This window comes from Bradyrhizobium canariense (assembly GCF_900105125.1).
GTDB classification, from domain to species: domain Bacteria; phylum Pseudomonadota; class Alphaproteobacteria; order Rhizobiales; family Xanthobacteraceae; genus Bradyrhizobium; species Bradyrhizobium canariense_A.
In genome coordinates this window covers 680736-697835 of sequence record NZ_LT629750.1, presented here as the reverse complement: position 1 = coordinate 697835, position 17100 = coordinate 680736, and the positions used below count along the sequence as shown (strand labels likewise).

General features: G+C 61.8%; 20 protein-coding genes. 2 read left to right on the top strand and 18 right to left on the bottom strand.

Annotation, left to right across the window (positions count from 1 at the left end; genetic code table 11):
• Positions 1 to 697: 697 nt before the first annotated feature.
• The gene (locus tag BLV09_RS03450; protein WP_146686311.1) at positions 698 to 1720 is read right to left on the bottom strand and encodes an IS110 family transposase; all 1023 of its coding nucleotides are present in this window, start codon (positions 1718 to 1720) and stop codon (positions 698 to 700) included.
• 131 nt (positions 1721 to 1851) lie between these two features.
• Here BLV09_RS03450 and BLV09_RS03445 point away from each other — a divergent pair, with 131 nt between their 5' ends.
• Positions 1852 to 2055: a hypothetical protein gene (locus BLV09_RS03445; protein ID WP_146686310.1), complete on the top strand. Its 204-nt coding sequence runs from the start codon at positions 1852 to 1854 to the stop codon at positions 2053 to 2055.
• A 16-nt stretch (positions 2056 to 2071) separates the two neighbouring features.
• Here the strand turns inward: BLV09_RS03445 and BLV09_RS03440 are convergent, their stop codons facing one another.
• The 4 genes from BLV09_RS03440 to BLV09_RS03425 form a co-directional block, all read right to left on the bottom strand.
• Positions 2072 to 2581 (bottom strand): GDSL-type esterase/lipase family protein, encoded by a 510-nt coding sequence (locus BLV09_RS03440; protein WP_174556521.1) that lies wholly within the window; start codon positions 2579 to 2581, stop codon positions 2072 to 2074.
• Between the two features lie 122 nt (positions 2582 to 2703).
• Positions 2704 to 4032, bottom strand: a complete 1329-nt coding sequence (locus BLV09_RS03435) for a replication-associated recombination protein A (protein WP_146686309.1) — start codon at positions 4030 to 4032, stop codon at positions 2704 to 2706.
• Positions 4029 to 5423, bottom strand: coding sequence for a DegQ family serine endoprotease (locus tag BLV09_RS03430; protein ID WP_146686308.1), 1395 nt, complete (start codon positions 5421 to 5423; stop codon positions 4029 to 4031). The genes BLV09_RS03435 and BLV09_RS03430 overlap by 4 nt, the downstream gene beginning before the upstream one ends.
• An 82-nt stretch (positions 5424 to 5505) precedes the next feature.
• Positions 5506 to 5883 (bottom strand): winged helix-turn-helix transcriptional regulator, encoded by a 378-nt coding sequence (locus BLV09_RS03425; RefSeq protein ID WP_146686307.1) that lies wholly within the window; start codon positions 5881 to 5883, stop codon positions 5506 to 5508.
• A gap of 115 nt (positions 5884 to 5998) precedes the next feature.
• Between BLV09_RS03425 and BLV09_RS03420 the strand changes: the two genes are divergently transcribed.
• Complete coding sequence (locus BLV09_RS03420; RefSeq protein ID WP_146686306.1) at positions 5999 to 7012, top strand: zinc-binding alcohol dehydrogenase family protein; 1014 nt, start codon at positions 5999 to 6001, stop codon at positions 7010 to 7012.
• 18 nt (positions 7013 to 7030) lie between these two features.
• Here the strand turns inward: BLV09_RS03420 and BLV09_RS03415 are convergent, their stop codons facing one another.
• The 13 genes from BLV09_RS03415 to rplF all read right to left on the bottom strand — a co-directional run bounded on the left by BLV09_RS03415 (position 7031) and on the right by rplF (position 17093).
• Entirely contained in the window at positions 7031 to 8353 is a 1323-nt protein-coding gene (locus BLV09_RS03415; protein ID WP_146686305.1) for a chloride channel protein, read from the bottom strand.
• 192 nt (positions 8354 to 8545) lie between these two features.
• Complete coding sequence (locus BLV09_RS03410) at positions 8546 to 9340, bottom strand: SDR family NAD(P)-dependent oxidoreductase (protein ID WP_146686304.1); 795 nt, start codon at positions 9338 to 9340, stop codon at positions 8546 to 8548.
• A gap of 189 nt (positions 9341 to 9529) precedes the next feature.
• Entirely contained in the window at positions 9530 to 9946 is a 417-nt protein-coding gene (rplQ, locus tag BLV09_RS03405) for a 50S ribosomal protein L17 (RefSeq protein ID WP_100382398.1), read from the bottom strand.
• 185 nt (positions 9947 to 10131) lie between these two features.
• Positions 10132 to 11163, bottom strand: coding sequence for a DNA-directed RNA polymerase subunit alpha (locus tag BLV09_RS03400; protein ID WP_100382399.1), 1032 nt, complete (start codon positions 11161 to 11163; stop codon positions 10132 to 10134).
• A gap of 111 nt (positions 11164 to 11274) precedes the next feature.
• Positions 11275 to 11664 carry a 30S ribosomal protein S11 gene (gene rpsK / locus BLV09_RS03395; RefSeq protein WP_006021048.1) on the bottom strand — a complete coding sequence of 130 codons (390 nt, stop codon included), beginning with the start codon at positions 11662 to 11664 and terminating at the stop codon, positions 11275 to 11277.
• Between the two features lie 109 nt (positions 11665 to 11773).
• On the bottom strand, positions 11774 to 12142 hold the full coding sequence (gene rpsM, locus BLV09_RS03390) for a 30S ribosomal protein S13 (protein WP_100382400.1): 369 nt from the start codon (positions 12140 to 12142) through the stop codon (positions 11774 to 11776).
• Positions 12143 to 12325: 183 nt separating this feature from the next.
• Complete coding sequence (locus BLV09_RS03385) at positions 12326 to 13189, bottom strand: adenylate kinase (protein WP_146686303.1); 864 nt, start codon at positions 13187 to 13189, stop codon at positions 12326 to 12328.
• A gap of 79 nt (positions 13190 to 13268) precedes the next feature.
• Positions 13269 to 14600, bottom strand: coding sequence for a preprotein translocase subunit SecY (gene secY, locus BLV09_RS03380; protein WP_100382402.1), 1332 nt, complete (start codon positions 14598 to 14600; stop codon positions 13269 to 13271).
• A 141-nt stretch (positions 14601 to 14741) separates the two neighbouring features.
• Complete coding sequence (gene rplO / locus BLV09_RS03375; protein ID WP_100382403.1) at positions 14742 to 15230, bottom strand: 50S ribosomal protein L15; 489 nt, start codon at positions 15228 to 15230, stop codon at positions 14742 to 14744.
• 75 nt (positions 15231 to 15305) lie between these two features.
• Complete coding sequence (gene rpmD / locus BLV09_RS03370) at positions 15306 to 15512, bottom strand: 50S ribosomal protein L30 (protein WP_100382404.1); 207 nt, start codon at positions 15510 to 15512, stop codon at positions 15306 to 15308.
• 38 nt (positions 15513 to 15550) lie between these two features.
• Positions 15551 to 16126, bottom strand: coding sequence for a 30S ribosomal protein S5 (gene rpsE, locus BLV09_RS03365; protein WP_029081759.1), 576 nt, complete (start codon positions 16124 to 16126; stop codon positions 15551 to 15553).
• A 62-nt stretch (positions 16127 to 16188) separates the two neighbouring features.
• On the bottom strand, positions 16189 to 16548 hold the full coding sequence (gene rplR, locus BLV09_RS03360; RefSeq protein WP_100382405.1) for a 50S ribosomal protein L18: 360 nt from the start codon (positions 16546 to 16548) through the stop codon (positions 16189 to 16191).
• A gap of 11 nt (positions 16549 to 16559) precedes the next feature.
• Positions 16560 to 17093: a 50S ribosomal protein L6 gene (rplF, locus tag BLV09_RS03355; protein ID WP_100382406.1), complete on the bottom strand. Its 534-nt coding sequence runs from the start codon at positions 17091 to 17093 to the stop codon at positions 16560 to 16562.
• Positions 17094 to 17100: the final 7 nt, after the last annotated feature.

Sequence of the window (17100 nt, the reverse complement as noted above, 5' to 3'; positions counted from 1 at the left end):
AAGACGAAGCCGGCGGTGGCACCGGGGCGGCTCCCGGTGTTAGCGTCAGCACCGCAGAGGTCAACAACAATGAGGCCCTGGACGCCGTCACAGTCACCCGGAACATAGCCACGGCAAGCAGCGCCTCGATATCCTCGTCATCGGCCGGCTCGATCTCCACAAGCTCGGTGAACGCCCAATCGTCGTCGATCACATTCCTGGTCAATTATGCAACCGGCCAGATCAGCGCGGAGGGGTCCGCGGCTTCGGTATCCGCCCGATCAACCTCGGTCGGCCCACCCGGCTCGACCCTTTCGACGCTGGCATGAAGCACAATGTACGTCAGTCCCAATAATATCAACATGACGCCTATTGGGTAACCGGAAATGATGTCTGGGCGGCCCGCCCTTTCGGTCGGTCACGCTCTAGTCTCGGGCATAGATCCGCGACCGGAGCCACCGCTCGCCGGTGTCTCCGCCCATTCGGGCAACGATCGTTGCCGCATCATGCGGCTATCGTTCCGCGATCCACCACTGCCTGGCCCGCGCTTCTGTCCGGAGTCAGCCCTACGGCATGCTCCATGATGAGGTCCGGCGAGTTAGGTCGTCCAAGCTCACAGCGCGTGCTTGAGCACCGCACAGGGATCGAAACGGACTGACCCTCCCCACGTCCTCGGCAGAGCAGATCGTTACGCCGGGACGATCCCTATGTGGTTGGGTCACAGGCGGCTTTCCGAAGCGGAAGTCCGTTTCCTCGACCCACATTCGATGCATGATAATCGCGAGTTTGCGGGCAACTGCCACGCACGCTTTCCTGGACCCGATACGTTTGGCGAGCTTGACGCCCCAGGCCCGAAGTGTCGACCACTTTTGGAAATACGCATGTGCGAGTTCGCGGCCTCATAGAGCGCATGCCGCATCAGCTTGTCGCCGCACTTGCTGATATTGCCTGATCGATCAATCTCACCCGACTGATAGACGCGAGGGGTCAATCCCAGATGTGCCGCAACGGCCTTGGAATCCTTGAACCGGTTTGGATCGTCAATCGTTGCTTTGAACGATAGGCTCACGAGCGGACCAACGCCGGATACGGTCATCAACCGCTTGCAAACATCATCCTTGCGAGCCATTTGCGAAAGCTGCCGATCCATAAGGGCTTTGTGCTTACGCATCATGTTGCGCGCTTCGAGCAGCGGCTCGATGGCCATACGCAAGTCAGGCGCATCCGCGAGCAGAGTTTCGACCCTCGCCGCAAACCGACTTCGATGCACTGCACCAAGCTTTAACCCATGCACCTTCATCAACCCCCGGATAGTGTCTTCGATCGCCAGCATGTGATCGACGAACTTCTTGCGCGCGATCAGGGTCGTTCGGAGCAACTGTGACGCTTTGCTCTTCACATGAACCGATCGATAGTGTCCGAGGCGCATCATTTCAGCGATGCCGCGCGCATCGCTGCGGTCGGTCTTGTTGGGACGAGAGGACAAGAAGCGCTGTGCATGCCGGGTCTCAATGCAGACGATCTGAAACCCACTCTCAACCAATGCGCCGTAAAGCCATTCGGAAAGCGGACAAGCTTCGATTCCGACGAGAGCGATTTTTTCTCGCCAAGGCGAAAGCACCTTGACCAACGGGACCGGCTCGCTTTCGGCTTTGCCTTCCCATACCGACGAGCCATCCGCTTCGACGACGCAGATTGACGTCATTCTTAGTGAAATATCCAGTCCGACATACAGGGCCATCGCTTGTCTCCTTTGCTGGGCCGAATCAACCCCAGCACAAGATTAGCGAGTGGCCGGGATCGGATTACCCCAGCTCACGCTATGCCGAGCGGTCCTCGCTGCAGGGTTTGCTGGCAACAAAGATACCGCTGATGATCGCTTCCGCCGAACTCGACCCGCCCCGCTTCGTCGAGCAATTCGAACTGCTGAAGACCGCGACCTGCAAAGGCGCCAACGGATGTGCGCATGCGTTGATGCTGGCGCAGCACAGTCATATGTCGGAGATCTATTCGATCAATACCGAGGACACGCGGATGAGCGACCAGGTCCTGGATTTCATCAGGACGGGGAAATAGGCAGCGATTGTCCGTTCTATCTCACCATGCCCGCCAATATGGCCGCGACCTTCTTGTTGCCTTCGACGCTCAAATGACGGCCATCGGGGCCCGCGCCGCCGGGTTGCCTCAGTATGGAGATGACGGTCCCCGTGGCGTCGACGACCCGGATGCCACGCGCCTTCAACTGGCTCTTGATCGCTGCGATATTTGCCAGAGCCTGGACTGGGCTCATATTGTGCCGCACATCATTGAACTGATTGTCGGCCAGGATAACGATCCTGGTCCCTTGCGGGACAGCGCTCGAAACCCGCGCAAGTGTTGCATCCGTGGTCTCGCCCCAAACTCCGGCGTTGGCGACATGAACCTGTGAGCCCTTCGCCCGCAGCAATCCCTCCAGCACGGCCGGCCACATTTCGGACTCGGAGACGTTGCCGCGTACCATACTATGGCCGAGCGCCACGATTTGCGCAGATGCACAGTTGATCGATGCGAAAACGAAACTAATAAAGGCGAACGCGAAGACGCGTGCATTCCGGCAATTCATGTTGGCTCCATCCACATCCGATTCAAATTCGATCAAGGCTTAATCGACACTTGCAACCGGAAACTGGCAATATGGATTGAGCCGAATTCTCCGCTTTTTTACGTTTTCGACCGCAAAGCCTGTTAGCCGCGCTCGCGGCGCAGCTTGGCCCAATAATCCAGCCGCCTGCGGATCTCGCGTTCAAAGCCGCGGTCGGGCGGATCGTAAAAGGTCTGGCGGCCCAGCGCTTCCGGGAAATAGTCCTGACCGGAGAATGCATCGGGTGCATCGTGATCGTATTCGTAGCCGCCGCCATAGCCTTCCGACTTCATCAGCTTGGTCGGAGAATTCAGGATGTGCTTTGGCGGCAGCAGCGAACCGCCCTCCTTGGCCGCGCGCATCGCCGCGCCAAATGCCTTGTAGGCGGCATTCGATTTCGGCGCGGTCGCGAGATAGATCACGGCTTGCGCGATCGCGAGTTCGCCTTCGGGATGGCCGAGGAAGTCATAGGCGTCCTTGGCGGCGTTGCAGATCACCAGCGCCTGCGGATCGGCAAGGCCGATGTCCTCGACCGCCATGCGGACCACGCGTCGCGCCAGAAACAACGGGTCCTCGCCGGCATCCATCATCCGCGCGAGATAATACAGGGCGGCGTCGGGATCGGAGCCGCGCACCGATTTGTGCAGCGCCGAGATCAGGTTGTAATGTCCATCGGCGGATTTGTCGTAGATCGGCGCCCGGCGTTGCAGGATGTCCTGCAATTGCTCGGCATTGAAAATTTCGCCCTCGCGCGCGGCGCGCCAGACCTCTTCGGCAAGCGTCAGCGCGGCGCGGCCATCGCCATCGGCCATGCGCACCAGTACGGCGCGCGCTTCCGCGTCGAGCGGCAGCTTCCTGTCTTCGATTTTTTCGGCATGGGCGAACAGCTTTTCGATCGCCTCCGGAACTAGCGAATGAAACACCAGCACGCGCGCCCGCGACAGCAAAGCGGCGTTGAGCTCGAACGAGGGATTTTCGGTGGTCGCCCCCACCAGCACCACGGTGCCGTCTTCCATGACTGGCAGGAACGAGTCCTGCTGCGCCCGATTGAACCTGTGCACCTCATCGACGAACAGCAGCGTTCCCGTGCCGGTCTCACGCCGGGCGCGCGCGGCGTCGAACACCTTCTTCAGATCGGCGACGCCGGAGAACACCGCCGATATCTGCTCAAAATGCAGTTCGGTCGCGTCAGCCAACAGCCGCGCCACGGTTGTCTTGCCGGTGCCGGGCGGGCCCCAGAAGATCAGCGAGCCGAGCGTGCGCGTCTCCAGCATGCGCGTCAGCGCACCGTCCGTCCCCAGGATGTGATCCTGGCCGACCACATCCGACAGCGTGCGCGGGCGTAATCTGTCCGGAAGCGGATGCGGCGCGTCCCGCTCCATTCCCGCCGCAGCGAAAAGCGTTGCCGTTTCGCGTGGTCGCTTCGGGCTCATCCGCCGAGCGTGACGTTGATCTGCTGACCGCCGCGCACCAGCGTAATGCGCCAGACCCTGTTCGACTCCCGCGTCGCCTTCTCGAGATCGGCAGTCTTGGCGATCTTCTGGTTGTTGACGGCAACGATGATGTCGCCCTTCTGGAAACCGAGGTCGGCGGCCGTTCCGCCATCGGCAAGATCGGTCACCACGACGCCTTCGGTGTCCGCGTCCAGATGCAGCTCGTCGGCCACCGCGGGCGAGATGTTCGCCACCTTGGCGCCCTGGAACGGCGAGCGCGACGTCAGGACGATTTCGCTGCGGCCGGTGTCCGGCGCGGTTTCAAGCGGCACCGTCAGCTTTACCGTTTTCCCGGCGCGCTGCACGTCGACCTCCGACGTTCCGCCGATCGGGCGGGTCGCAAAACGGTAATCGAACGCATTGGGATCTTCGACCGGTTGCCCATCGATCGCGATGATGAGATCGGACAGCTTCAGCCCTGCCCTTGCCGCCGGACTGTTCGGAGCAACGCTGGCAACCAGCGCACCGTTGGGAAGCTTGATCCCCAAGGTCTCGGCAATCTCGGGCGTGACCGCCTGCAACCGCGCGCCCAGCCACGGCCGCTTGACGGCCTTGCCGCCGCTCTTGGCGGAGGCGACCACGACCCGCACCATGTTGGCGGGAATCGCAAAGCCAATGCCTTGCGAGCCGCCGGAGCGCGAGAAGATAGCGGTGTTGATGCCGGCGAGCTTGCCGGTCATATCGACCAGCGCGCCGCCGGAATTGCCGGGATTGATCGCCGCATCGGTCTGGATGAAGAATTGGTAATCGGTGATGCCGACTTGCGTTCGCGCCAGCGCGGAAATGATTCCGTGCGTCACCGTCTGCCCGACGCCAAAGGGATTTCCGATCGCCAGCACGACGTCGCCGACCATCAGCTCATCGGAGTTGGCGAAATCGAGCGTCGGGAATTTCTCGTGGGTGTCTTTCAGGCGCAGCACGGCGAGATCGCTGCGGGTATCCTTGAGCACGATCTCGGCCTCGAACTCCCGTTTGTCCGAGAGCGACACCTTGACCTGATCGGCGCCTTCGATGACGTGGACATTGGTGACGACCAGGCCGGACGGATCCACCATCACGCCCGATCCGAGCGAACGCTGCATCTGTTCGGGCTGATCGCCGGGAACGCCGAAGAACCGGCGGAAGATCGGATCGTCGAGCAGCGGGTTGCGATTCTGCACGACCTTGGCGGCATAGACGTTGACGACGGCGGGCTGAACGCGCTGCACGATCGGCGCGTAGGAAAGCCGGAGCTCCGCGGCGGAAGACGGCACGCGGCGGTCCTGCGCCAGCGCCGGTGCTACAACCAGCACCGAGATGAACAGCGCGGCCAAAATACGGATCGATGTCATGCGGAGAATCCTGAAATTTGTGGCTCAGATATAGGCTTGAGGGGCCTGTCAGAGAAGGGAAACGGGGACGCGAGTTCGTTACCTAGGCCGCGCGATGAGGCGCTTTGATGATTTCCGGAACAGCCGCGCAGGACAGTCTTTCCTGATGGCCTTCGCCCCACGCCTTGAGGATATCGATCACCGGACGCAGGCTTTCGCCGATCTCCGACAGGCGGTATTCGACCCGCGGCGGCACCTCGGCATAGACCTTGCGGATCACCAGATCGTCGTCCTCGAGCGCACGGAGCTGCTTGGTCAGCATACGCTGGGTAATGCCAGGCATTCGCCGGCGCAATTCGCCAAACCGCTGAGTGCCGCCTTGCAGATGGTAGAGGATGACGCCCTTCCACTTGCCGTCGATCAGATCCAGCGTCGCTTCGACCGCGCAGCCGGGCCGGTGCGCGAAATTCCGTCGTTTCATGGGTATTTTCCCAATAGTATCCAAACAGGGACTATATCCCCGGATTTACAGTACTTGCCAAAAAGACGCCAGCGCGACAGTTAGGTGCTCACGACATCAAATGGAGACAACGGACATGAAGGCTGTCGGCTATAAAAAGTCACTCCCGGTCGATGATCCCCAGGCATTGATCGATTTCGAGACCGCCAAACCGGAACCGCGCGGTCGCGACATCCGCGTGGCCGTGAAGGCGATTTCGGCCAATCCGGTCGACTACAAGGTGCGCAAGCGCGCCGCCCCGCCTGAAGGCGAGACAAAAATCCTCGGCTACGATGCAGCCGGCATCGTCGACGCCGTCGGTCCCGACGTCACACTGTTCAAGGCCGGCGACGAGGTTTTCTATGCCGGCTCGATCCAGCGCCAGGGCACCAATTCTGAATTTCATCTGGTCGACGAACGCATCGTCGGACGCAAGCCGAAAAGCCTTTCCTTCGCGCAGGCCGCCGCATTGCCGCTGACCTCGATCACCGCCTGGGAATTGCTGTTCGACCGGCTCGGCGCCGTGCCCGGCAAGAGCGTCGATCCGCGCACGCTGCTGATTACGGGCGGCGCCGGCGGCGTCGGCTCGATCCTGATCCAGCTCGCGCGCCGTCTCACCGGCCTTACCGTGGTCGCCACCGCGACCCGGCCGGAATCGCAAAAATGGTGCCTCGACCTCGGTGCCCACGCCGTGATCGATCACGGCAAGCCGATGAAGGAGCAGATCGACAAGCTCAAAGTGCCGCCGGTGGCGCTGGTCGCAAGCCTCACCTACACCGACCAGCACTACAAGGCGATCGCCGACTTCATGGCCCCGCAGGGCAAATATGGCCTGATCGACGATCCCCCGGAATTCAACGTCAGCGCCTTCAAGGGCAAGGCCATCTCGATCCACTGGGAATCGATGTTCACGCGCTCATCGTTCCAGACCCCGGACATGATCGGCCAGCACATGCTGTTGAACGACGTCGCCGATCTCATCGACAAGGGCGTGCTGCGCACCACGATCGATCAGACCTTCGGAACCATCAACGCCGCCAATCTCAAGCGTGCGCACGCGCTGCTGGAGTCCGGCAAGTCACGCGGCAAGATCGTACTGGAGGGGTGGTAACAGTATGGCGGATTAGCGTCAGCGTAATCCGCCACCATCGGAAGAACGCGGCGTCGCTCGCGCGATAAACCCCTGCGCGAGCGCATGGTAGATCCCCTCCTCGCACACCAGACGAGAGGTGCCGTAAGCAATCATGGCGGCGGCCATCAGCGGCACGACCATGGTGTGGTTGTCCGTCATCTCGGTGACGATGACAAAGGCCGTAATGGGCGCCTGAACGACGCCGGCAAAATACGACACCATTCCAAGCAGCATGATCGCCGAGATCGGCGCCCCCGGGAACAGCGAAGCGACATTGGTGCCGATTCCGGCGCCCACTGCGAGCGAAGGCGCGAAAATCCCACCGGGAATCCCGCTGATCGAGGCAAACGTCGTCGCCAGGAATTTCAGGATGGAGAAGTCCGCCGGCAGCGGCGTGCCGCTTTCAAGCGCCGACTTCACCTGCGAATAGCCCGTGCCGTAGATGGTATCGCCGGAGATAATGCCGCAGATCGCGACTCCGAGACCGCAGATCACTGCGAACCCCAGCGAATAACGCTTGATCGCGCGCCCGACCGGATTGGCAAATCCCCGCGCCATGACGATGACGATACGGCTGAAAACGCCGCCGGCCAGCCCGCCAACGACACCGCACACGGGAATCGCGAGCCAGTCGAGGCCGTTGCGTAACGCCATCGCGCTGCTGCCGAAATAAGCGTAGTTGCCCATCAGCGCGATCGAAGTCAGGCCGGCCGCAACCACCGCGCCGATGATAAGGCCGCTGGTCCGGGTCTCGAAGGCGCGGCTCATCTCCTCGATCCCGAACACGATCCCGGCAAGCGGCGTGTTGAAAGCCGCCGCGACGCCAGCGGCAGCGCCGGCCAGAATCAGGCCGGGCTGACGCCGGGGCGAGAAACGACCCAGTGCGAACATGATGGATGCACCGATCTGGACCGTCGGTCCCTCGCGCCCCACCGAAGCGCCGCAGAGCAAACCCAACAAGGTCAGAATGATCTTGCCGAATGCAACGCGGAGTGAGACGAGACTCTCGCGCGCCGCCTGGTCGGTGAGGTGACGGGCGGCGATGGCCTGTGGAATGCCGCTGCCCTGCGCATTCGGAAAGAAGCGATTGGTCAGGTGCACCGCTAGCGCAAAGCCGAGCGGCGTGACCACGAGCGAGATATAGCGGGATTTCGACAGCAAAAGCGCAAAGGCGATTTGCGCGAAATCCGCGAGTTGCGCCAGCGCCACGGCGGCCGCACCGACCGCAATGCCGCCAAGCAGGAAGATGCCGCGCCGCTGCCACCGGCGGGATGTGATCCTGATCCGTCGCTTGCTACGGAGTGAGAGGGCGAGCGTCATGGGACGCACATTTAGTCGATCAGCGGCAATGGAGGAAGTAAAACTCCACCCCGCGGAAGTGTGCTGCGAGATCGCAGCGATGGTGGCCCGTGCCATGGATCAGGCCACAACACTCGCACGCCCGGCGGCGATGGGCATCCTCGCCGCCGCATCGCGGGCCTCACCCTCAGAGATCGAATCAGCCCTTGCGCATCACGCGATGGTCTGGACGATGCCGCCCTCGGCGCGAAGCGCCGCGCCGTTGGTGGCTGAAGCCTCTTTTGAGCTGATATAGACCACCATGTTGGCGATCTCCTCGACACTGGCGAAGCGCTGCAATAGCGAGGTCGGCCGATGCTGCTTGACGAAATTCGCCGCCGCCTCCTCGACCGACTGGCCGTTCTGCTTGGCGAGATCCCTGACGAAGGTTTCCACGCCCTCCGACATCGTCGGTCCCGGCAGCACCGAATTGACGGTCACGGCGGTGCCGCGGGTCATCTCGGCAAGGCCGCGCGAAATAGCAAGCTGCGCGGTCTTCGTGGTGCCGTAGTGGATCATTTCCTTCGGGATATTCAGCGCGGACTCCGATGAGATGAAAACGATGCGGCCCCAGTTGCGTTTCAGCATGCCCGGCATGTAGGCGCGCGACAGCCGCACGCCCGACATCACATTGACCTCGAAGAAGCGGCTCCAATCCTCATCGGGAATGTCGAAGAAGCCCTTGGGCTCGAAGATACCGGCATTGTTGATGAGGATGTCGACGTCGGGCAGCGCCGCGACCAGGCTTTTGCAGCCCGCGCCCGTGGACACGTCGGCGGCGACGCCGCGAACCTTGCTGCCGGGTACGGCCTTGGCGAGTGCGGCAACCGCTGCGTCCACCTTGCCTTGCGTCCGGCCATTGACGACAACGCTCGCACCCGCCGACGCAAGGCCCTTGGCGATCGCATGACCGATGCCGGCCGTCGAGCCCGTCACCAATGCGGTTTTTCCCGAAAGATCGATTTTCATGGCCGTATCTCCAACGTTGATGCGCAGGATATCGGGTTTGGTTCGCAAGAGCGCAATCGGGCACCCGTCATAACGGCCATTTGAGTCATGACGACCTCGTGAGTCATCAAAGCCTTGCTCAATAAACTTGCCCAATAAAAAAGCGGCGCACGAGGCGCCGCTTTTGATTGGGTCATTCCGAAGTCCGGCTTATGCGGCTTCGTCGGCCTTTTCCTGCACCGGACCGGAATCCAGGCCCTTGGCATCGACATCGCGGTCGACGAATTCGATCACGGCCATCGGCGCGTTGTCGCCGTAGCGGAAGCCGGCCTTGATGATGCGGGTATAGCCGCCCTGGCGGTCCTTGTAGCGGGTGGCGAGCACGTCGAACAATTTCCTGGTCTGATCCAGATCGCGCATTTCGCTGATGGCCTGCCGGCGCATCGCCAGACCGCCCTTCTTGCCGAGCGTAACCAGCTTCTCCACGATTGGGCGCAATTCCTTGGCCTTCGGCAGCGTGGTGACGATCTGCTCGTGCTTGATCAGCGATGCGCACATATTGGCGAACATCGCACGCCGATGTTCGGCGGTGCGGTTGAGCTTCCGATGAACCTTGCCGTGACGCATGATCTAATCCTTGAATTCAGTTGGTCGCGACGGTTCGTCGGACACATTGCTCAGGTGGGCCGCCTGCGTTCGCCCTGGTCAGTCATTCCGGACGTCGCGAAGCGGCGATCCGGAATCTCGAGATTCTCAGGTGCGCAATTGCGCACCACAGTTCGATGCTGACGCATCGCCCCGGAATGACGAAATCAATAATGATCTTCGAAGCGCTTGGCGAGCTCGTCGATATTCTCCGGCGGCCAGCCCGGCACTTCCATGCCGAGATGCAGACCCATCTGGGCCAGCACTTCCTTGATCTCGTTCAGCGACTTGCGGCCGAAGTTCGGGGTGCGAAGCATCTCCGCTTCCGACTTCTGCACGAGGTCGCCGATATAGACGATGTTGTCGTTCTTCAGGCAGTTCGCCGAACGCACCGACAATTCAAGCTCGTCGACCTTCTTGAGGAACGCCGGGTTGAACGCGAGATCGGGAATGATCTCCTGTGCGACTTCCTTGCGCGGCTCTTCGAAGTTGACGAACACGTTGAGCTGATCCTGCAGGATGCGCGCGGCATAGGCCACCGCATCATCCGGGCTGATCGCGCCATTGGTCTCGATGGTCATGGTCAGCTTGTCGTAGTCGAGGATCTGGCCTTCGCGGGTGTTTTCCACCTTGTACGAAACCTTGCGCACCGGGGAGAACAGGCTGTCGACCGGGATCAGGCCGATCGGCGCGTCCTCGGGACGGTTGCGCTCGGCGGCGACATAGCCCTTGCCGGAGGCGACCGTGAATTCCATGCGAATCTCCGCGCCCTCGTCGAGGGTGCAGATCTGCAGGTCCGGGTTGAGCACCACGACATCGCCGACGGTCTGGATGTCGCCGGCCGTGACGGCGCCCGGGCCCTGCTTCTTCACGACCATGCGCTTGGGGCCTTCGCCCTGCATCTTGATCGCGATGTCCTTGATGTTCAGCACGATGTCGGTGACGTCCTCACGGACGCCCGCGATCGAGGAGAACTCGTGCAGCACGCCATCGATGTGCACCGACTGCACCGCCGCGCCTTGCAGCGACGACAGCAGGATACGGCGCAACGCGTTGCCGAGGGTTTGACCGAAGCCGCGCTCGAGGGGCTCGGCGACCAGCGTTGCGAAACGATTCGCGTCGCTGCCGGGAGTTACCTGGAGCTTGTTCGGCCGGATAAGTTCTTGCCAATTTTTCTGGATCGTCACTGTTTCACCCATACAGGCCTGTCATTTGCCAACTAAATGACTGGCGTTGGAGATCGCGGATCAGTCCGCGGCTAGCAAAATATCAAAACCGCTGCAGGCAGAACGGCTGCCCGCGGTCGAACATCACACACGCCGGCGCTTGCGCGGACGGCAACCATTGTGCGGAATCGTCGTCACGTCGCGGATCGATGTGACGGTGAAGCCCGCGGCCTGCAGCGCACGAAGCGCCGATTCGCGGCCCGAACCTGGACCAGCAACTTCAACCTCCAGCGTGCGCATGCCGTGTTCCTGCGCCTTCTTGGAGACGTCTTCCGCCGCCACCTGCGCGGCATAGGGAGTCGATTTGCGCGAGCCCTTGAAGCCCATCGTGCCAGCCGACGACCAGGCAATGGTGTTGCCCTGCGCGTCGGTGATGGTGATGGTCGTGTTGTTGAACGACGAATTCACGTGCGCGATGCCGGACGCGATGTTCTTGCGTTCGCGGCGGCGTACGCGGGTGGCTTCCTTGCCCATTCCAAAACCTTTCCTGTGATCTCAAACGCCGCCGTAATGCCAGCGGCTACACCTAAAAAGTGAGCGGCGAACAAAAACTATTCGCCACGCCCTCTTCGCTATCAGTCAATTACTTCTTCTTGCCGGCGATCGACTTGGCCGGGCCCTTGCGCGTGCGCGCATTGGTGTGGGTGCGCTGACCACGCACCGGCAATCCGCGGCGATGACGCAGGCCGCGATAGCAGCCGAGGTCCATCAGACGCTTGATGTTCATGCCGGTCTCGCGACGCAGATCGCCCTCGACCAGATAGTCGCGGTCGATCACTTCGCGGATCTGCAGCACTTCCTGGTCGGAGAGCTGCGACACCCGACGGTCATCGGGAATCTTGACCTTCTCCAGGATCTCAGCCGCATTCTTCTGGCCGATGCCATGGATGTACTGGAGCGCGATCAGAACGCGCTTGTTGGTCGGAATATTCACGCCGGCAATACGGGCCACGGACTTCTCTCCTGTCGCCGACCACTCGCGGACCGGCTGTTCTCTAAGTTATTTCGGGCAGGCGTCCGCAAACGCGAACACGACGCCCCGCCCCTCGGGTATCTTCGGGGCCGGCATCGTCTGGAAACTATCCGACTTGGATAGCGCTTATTAAAGGATTCAACTTGGTTTCGTCAACCGTCACTATGCTTTAGCTCGCTTTTTCGTGACCTTTTTGGCGGTTTTCTTCGCTGTTTTCTTGGGCTTCCCGAACGATCGGGCCTTGGAGACGCCGGCCGTCCGGCGAGCCGACTTCTTGGCGCCTTTGGCGGCTGATTTGCCGGCCTTTTGGGCCGCCTTGGCGGCCTTTTTCGGCGTTTTGACGGTCCGGTCCGGGGATCGTGCGCCTGCGGCCCTGGCCGTCTTGGCGCCTTTCGCGGCTTGCTTGGCAGGGGCCGCTTTCTTGATCACGGGTTCCACCGCCCCGATCGCAGCCAGGATGCGGTTAATTTCGCGGGTGACGTGTTCGATGGTCATCATGCCGTCGACCGTCAGCAGCTTGCGCCGTTCCGAATAGTAGTGAATCAGCGGCTCGGTGAGCGACCGGTAGCTCGCCAGCCGCTTTGACAGCACTTCCGGGGTGTCGTCGACGCGCACTTCCTCGCCTCGCGCCCGCATCTCGGCCACGCGTGTCTCCACGCGATTGAGCAGCGCGCTCTCATTGACGCGCAGCTCGACCACGGCGTCCAGCCTGATGTGCTTGCGCTTCAGGAGGTCGTCGAGCGCCTCGGCCTGCGGCACGGTGCGCGGAAAGCCGTCGAGAATGAAGCCGTTCTTCATGTCCGGCTGGTCGAGGCGATCGGAAATGATGCTGATCACCATCTCGTCCGGCACCAGTGAGCCGCTGGCCATGATATCCTTGGCCTGGAGACCGATCGGGGTCTGTGCCGCCACCGCCGCGCGCAGCATTTCGCCGGTCGATAGCTGCACGATACCGTACTTCTGGACCAGCCGTTGCGCCTGCGTCCCCTTGCCCGCCCCCGGCGGTCCGAGAAGAATCAGTCTCATCTATGTTCGCCCCCCGGCTCGGTGGGCGAAACGACCGCACACCTTTTGTTTTAAGTATCAGTCCACGCCGAGCGCAGCCTCAGCGCCGACGTCCCCGCAATTTCGACTTCCTGATCAACCCTTCATACTGGTGGGCGAGCAGATAGCCCTGGACCTGCGCAACCGTATCCATGGTCACGCTGACGACGATCAGCAGCGAGGTACCGCCAAAGTAGAACGGCACCGAAGCGTAGGAAATCAGGATCTCGGGAATCAAGCAGACAATCGCGAGATAGATCGCGCCCAGCACCGTGATGCGCGAAAGCACGTAATCGATGTATTCCGCGGTCCGTTCGCCCGGCCGGATGCCTGGAATGAAGCCGCCATGCTTCTTGAGATTGTCGGCGGTCTCGGTCGGGTTGAACACGATCGCGGTATAGAAGAAGGCAAAGAACACGATCAGCGCCAGATAGAGAATCAGGAACAGCGGGCGGCCATGGCCGAGCTGCGTCGTGATCCACTGGAACCATTCCGGCCCCTTGCCGGCATTGAAGTTCGCAACCGTGGTCGGCAGCAACAGCAGCGAGGATGCGAAGATCGGCGGAATCACGCCCGAGGTGTTCAGCTTGAGCGGCAGATGCGAGGACTGGCCTTCGAACATCTTGTTGCCGACTTGCCGTTTTGGATACTGGATCAGCAGCCGGCGCTGCGCGCGCTCCATGAACACGATGAAGGCGATCACGGCGACCGCCATCACGATGACGACCAGGATGAGGCCGGTGGACAGCGCGCCCTGCCGGCCGAGTTCCAGCATGTTGGCGAGCGCCGAGGGCAGTTCGGCGACGATGCCGGAAAGAATGATCAGCGAAATGCCGTTGCCGATGCCGCGCGAGGTGATCTGCTCGCCCAGCCACATCAGGAACATGGTGCCGCCGGTCAGCGTGATCGCGGTCGACAGGCGGAAGAACATGCCGGGATCGCTGACGACATTGCCGGCGCCTTCGAGGCCGACCGCGATGCCGTAGGACTGGAACGCGGCCAGAAGCACGGTGAGATAACGGGTGTACTGGTTGAGCGTCTTGCGGCCGGACTCGCCTTCCTTCTTCAGGGCTTCGAGCTGCGGCGACACCGTGGTCAGAAGCTGAATGATGATCGAGGCCGAAATATACGGCATGATGTTCAGCGCAAAGATCGCCATGCGGTGGATGCCACCGCCGGCGAACATGTTGAACATGCCGAGAATGCCGCCGGCCTGGGTGCGGAACACCTGTTCCCAGATGTTGGGATCGATGCCCGGCAGCGGGATGTAGGTGCCGAGCCGATAAACAAGCAGCGCACCCAGCGTGAACCAGATGCGCTTCTTTAACTCATCGGCCTTGGCAAGCGCTCCGAAATTGAGGTTTGCCGCCAGTTGTTCCGCTGCTGAGACCATGTTTGGCTTTCTCCCGCCGCCCTTGCGCCGACGCCCCGCGGGACCATCGGCAGACGCCGGACATTATTTGGTGCTCGGCTTCGATAAGTCCATTGTTCTATCATGCAGATCGCCCGCGAGCGGCGGGCGATGACGCAGATGTTACGCCGCCTCGCCTTCGTCCTTTTTGGCCGGCGCCAGGATTTTTACCGTGCCGCCTGCCTTCTCGACCGCAGCGATCGCCGATTTCGACGCACCGTGAACCTCGATATTCAGCTTGGCCTTGATTTCACCCCGGCCGAGCAGCCGCACGCCATCCTTCGAACGGCGCAGGACGCGGGATTTCACCAGCGATTCGGCGTTGATGGTGTCCTTGGCGTCGAGCAGCTTGGCATCGATCGCCTGCTGGAGGCGGTCGAGATTGATCTCGGCGAAGTCCAACCGGAAGATGTTGTTGAAACCGCGCTTCGGCAGGCGCCGATGCAGCGGCATCTGGCCACCTTCGAAACCTTTGATGCGCACGCCCGAACGCGCGGTCTGGCCCTTGCCGCCGCGGCCCGCGGTCTTGCCCTTGCCTGAACCGATGCCACGGCCGACGCGCATACGCTTTTTGCGCGAGCCGGCATTGTCGGCGATATCGCTGAGCTTCATTGTTCGCTTCCTTTATCCTTGGAGCATGATCGCAACCGAAAACCGGTTCCCGCTTTTCGGGATCATGCTCCGAGCTTATTTCTCGTCGACCACGCGGACGAGATGTTGAACTTTGGCGATCATGCCGCGAATCGCAGGCGTGTCGTGCAACTCGGTCACGCGGCCGATCTTGTTGAGCTTGAGGCCGATCAGCGTCTCGCGCTGCGAGTGATGGCGGCGGATCGCGCTGCCGGTCTGCTCGACCTTGATCGTCTTTGCGGCCTTGTTTGTAGCCTTGGCCATCGTCGTAAACTCCGAAAAGCGCCGTCAGCGCGTGTTGTTTATTCAGCCACCGCTTCGGCGTCGCCACCGACACGGCGCGACTGCAGCGTGGACACCTTGATGTTGCGGCGCGCCGCAACCGAGCGCGGCGAATCCTGATGCTTCAGCGCGTCGAAGGTTGCGCGAACCATGTTGTAGGGGTTCGACGAGCCGATCGACTTCGCCACCACGTCCTGGATGCCCAGCGTTTCGAACACCGCGCGCATCGGGCCGCCGGCGATGATGCCGGTACCGGCCGGAGCCGCGCGCAGATAGACGCGGCCGGCGCCGTGGCGGCCTGCGATATCGTGATGCAGCGTACGGCCTTCGCGCAGCGCCACCCGCGTCAAATTGCGCTTGGCCGATTCCGTCGCCTTGCGGATCGCTTCGGGAACTTCGCGCGCCTTGCCGTGGCCGAAACCGACCCGGCCCTTCTGATCGCCGATCACGACCAGCGCCGCAAAGCCGAAGCGCTTGCCGCCCTTGACGACCTTCGCCACGCGATTGATGTGGACCAGCTTGTCGACGAACTCGCTGTCGCGCTCCTCGCGATCCCTGCTCCGTTCGCGTCCGCCGCGTTCGCGTTCACCTGCCATGGTGTTTTCCAATCTCTGAGAGGCTTGAGCCTCTAGTCCTTGTGTTCGTTCAAACCAACTTGTTAGAAGCTCAACCCGCTTTCGCGGGCCGCATCGGCGAGCGCCTTGACGCGCCCGTGGTAGAGATAGCCGCCGCGGTCGAACACCACTTCGGTGACGCCGTTCTTCACGGCGCGCTCCGCGACCAGCTTGCCGACGGCCTTTGCCGCATCGATGTTGGCGCCGGTGTTGCCGCTCTCGCGCATCGTCTTTTCCAGCGACGAGGCCGAGGCCAGCGTCTCGCCCTTCAGGTCGTCGATGACCTGTGCGTAGATGTGCTTCGACGAGCGGAAGACCGACAAACGCGGACGTCCGTTGGCAATGCGGCGCAACGACAGCCTTACGCGTTGCTTGCGCCGGGCATTCGTGACTTTCAGTGACATGACCGGCTCCGTTACTTCTTCTTGCCTTCCTTGCGGAAGATGAATTCGTTGGCGTATTTCACGCCCTTGCCCTTGTAGGGCTCCGGCGGACGATAGCTGCGGATCTCGGCGGCCACCTGGCCGACGCGCTGCGAATCATTGCCGGTGATGATGATCTCGGTCGGTTTCGGCACCGCGATCGCGATCCCTTCCGGGATCGCATAGACGACGTCGTGGCTGTAGCCGAGCGCGAGCTGCAGGTTCTTGCCCTGCATCGCGGCGCGATAACCGACACCCGTGATCTCGAGCTTCTTCTCAAAACCCTTGGTGACACCTTCAACCAGATTCGCAACCTGCGCGCGCGCGGTGCCGTACATGGCCTGCGCGCGATTGGTCTCGACCCGCGGCGCGACCGTGACCGCCCCGTTCTCGAACTTCACCTCGACATCGTCGTGGACGATGAACTGAAGCTGGCCTTTCGGCCCCTTCATTTTGACGGTCTGCCCTTCGACGCTCGCCGTCACACCCGACGGGATCGTCACAGGCCGTTTGCCAACACGTGACATACTTCTA

What these genes read in the sequence shown, in the direction of transcription:
- BLV09_RS03450 (WP_146686311.1), bottom strand. Translation starts at nt 1,720, where the DNA reads ATGGCCCTGTATGTCGGACTGGATATTTCACTAAGAATGACGTCAATC.
- BLV09_RS03445 (WP_146686310.1), top strand. Translation starts at nt 1,852, where the DNA reads ATGATCGCTTCCGCCGAACTCGACCCGCCCCGCTTCGTCGAGCAATTC.
- BLV09_RS03440 (WP_174556521.1), bottom strand. Translation starts at nt 2,581, where the DNA reads ATGAATTGCCGGAATGCACGCGTCTTCGCGTTCGCCTTTATTAGTTTC.
- BLV09_RS03435 (WP_146686309.1), bottom strand. Translation starts at nt 4,032, where the DNA reads ATGAGCCCGAAGCGACCACGCGAAACGGCAACGCTTTTCGCTGCGGCG.
- BLV09_RS03430 (WP_146686308.1), bottom strand. Translation starts at nt 5,423, where the DNA reads ATGACATCGATCCGTATTTTGGCCGCGCTGTTCATCTCGGTGCTGGTT.
- BLV09_RS03425 (WP_146686307.1), bottom strand. Translation starts at nt 5,883, where the DNA reads ATGAAACGACGGAATTTCGCGCACCGGCCCGGCTGCGCGGTCGAAGCG.
- BLV09_RS03420 (WP_146686306.1), top strand. Translation starts at nt 5,999, where the DNA reads ATGAAGGCTGTCGGCTATAAAAAGTCACTCCCGGTCGATGATCCCCAG.
- BLV09_RS03415 (WP_146686305.1), bottom strand. Translation starts at nt 8,353, where the DNA reads ATGACGCTCGCCCTCTCACTCCGTAGCAAGCGACGGATCAGGATCACA.
- BLV09_RS03410 (WP_146686304.1), bottom strand. Translation starts at nt 9,340, where the DNA reads ATGAAAATCGATCTTTCGGGAAAAACCGCATTGGTGACGGGCTCGACG.
- rplQ (WP_100382398.1), bottom strand. Translation starts at nt 9,946, where the DNA reads ATGCGTCACGGCAAGGTTCATCGGAAGCTCAACCGCACCGCCGAACAT.
- BLV09_RS03400 (WP_100382399.1), bottom strand. Translation starts at nt 11,163, where the DNA reads ATGGGTGAAACAGTGACGATCCAGAAAAATTGGCAAGAACTTATCCGG.
- rpsK (WP_006021048.1), bottom strand. Translation starts at nt 11,664, where the DNA reads ATGGGCAAGGAAGCCACCCGCGTACGCCGCCGCGAACGCAAGAACATC.
- BLV09_RS03385 (WP_146686303.1), bottom strand. Translation starts at nt 13,189, where the DNA reads ATGAGACTGATTCTTCTCGGACCGCCGGGGGCGGGCAAGGGGACGCAG.
- secY (WP_100382402.1), bottom strand. Translation starts at nt 14,600, where the DNA reads ATGGTCTCAGCAGCGGAACAACTGGCGGCAAACCTCAATTTCGGAGCG.
- rplO (WP_100382403.1), bottom strand. Translation starts at nt 15,230, where the DNA reads ATGAAGCTCAGCGATATCGCCGACAATGCCGGCTCGCGCAAAAAGCGT.
- rpmD (WP_100382404.1), bottom strand. Translation starts at nt 15,512, where the DNA reads ATGGCCAAGGCTACAAACAAGGCCGCAAAGACGATCAAGGTCGAGCAG.
- rpsE (WP_029081759.1), bottom strand. Translation starts at nt 16,126, where the DNA reads ATGGCAGGTGAACGCGAACGCGGCGGACGCGAACGGAGCAGGGATCGC.
- rplR (WP_100382405.1), bottom strand. Translation starts at nt 16,548, where the DNA reads ATGTCACTGAAAGTCACGAATGCCCGGCGCAAGCAACGCGTAAGGCTG.
- rplF (WP_100382406.1), bottom strand. Translation starts at nt 17,093, where the DNA reads ATGTCACGTGTTGGCAAACGGCCTGTGACGATCCCGTCGGGTGTGACG.